This is a genomic window from Pseudomonas edaphica (assembly GCF_005863185.1).
Lineage (GTDB): Bacteria > Pseudomonadota > Gammaproteobacteria > Pseudomonadales > Pseudomonadaceae > Aquipseudomonas > Aquipseudomonas edaphica.
Genome location: NZ_VBVZ01001070.1, coordinates 1 through 861, shown reverse-complemented (window position 1 = coordinate 861; position 861 = coordinate 1). Strand labels below are relative to the sequence as shown.

Here is an 861-nt window from a genome sequence, read left to right as displayed (position 1 = left end):
AAGCAGGCAAAGGAAGCCACTTCAAAGTAATCGCCCCAAACGGCAATAGGAGCACCTTCGCGGATCACTGTAGTAAGGAAATGCCAGAACCGACCCGCAAGGCGATCATTAAACAACTGGTGCTCTGAGAGCCCCTTCACCACATCTGAACGCTGGGCGATCACCTCCAAGGAGTGACCATGTACAACTACGCAATCCGCTTTGAGCAAGACAGTGCACCTGGGCTGGCCGTGTTCTGCCGCGACCTGCCAGAGCTGAACAGCTACGGCGACGACAAAGAACACGCCATCCGCGAAGCCGTGGATGCGATTGAGACAGCCTTGTCGATCTATGTGGACGAGCGCCGAGCCATTCCTCAGGCGTCACCAGCGCAGCCAGGCGAACACGTTATTCGTCTTCCGGCCGTAACCGTGGCCAAGATCGTTCTGTGGAACGAAATGATGGCGCAGGATATGCGCAAGGCTGATCTGTGCCGGCTGCTGGGGCTGGCTCAGACACAAGGTGATCGTCTTGTCGACTTCCTCCACACATCGAAGATGGAAGCAATTGAGGACGCCCTGAAGCCATTTGGCGTGGGGCTATCAGTGTCCAGAGAAGCTTTGCCTAGCTATATCGAGTACGAAGTGACCTATGCTCAGTCCGGCGAGGTTCATAGCTTCCGCTTTCTGGAAAACCAACACCTCACCAATGAAGATGCGTGGGGAAAGATCCAGGCACGCTTAAAGCTGGTCAATCGGCATCTCCCTGGCACGCCCTCATCAAAAGAGACTTGCGAGTCTCACGGGGTAACCGACGTAAAAATCACTTACGCATAGAATTCCACCGACCAACCAAAGAGGATAAAGCCGTGCAGCATTGGAG

2 protein-coding genes are annotated in these 861 nt (G+C 54.7%); both read left to right on the top strand.

The genetic code is table 11. From position 1 onward, the window contains the following. Positions 1 to 128 (top strand): type II toxin-antitoxin system HicA family toxin (locus FEM54_RS35000; protein ID WP_138454369.1); only part of this gene is annotated, 128 nt, incomplete at its 5' end. A 51-nt stretch (positions 129 to 179) separates the two neighbouring features. Then, positions 180 to 815, top strand: a complete 636-nt coding sequence (locus tag FEM54_RS33300) for a type II toxin-antitoxin system HicB family antitoxin (protein WP_120731860.1) — start codon at positions 180 to 182, stop codon at positions 813 to 815. Positions 816 to 861 lie beyond the last annotated feature (46 nt).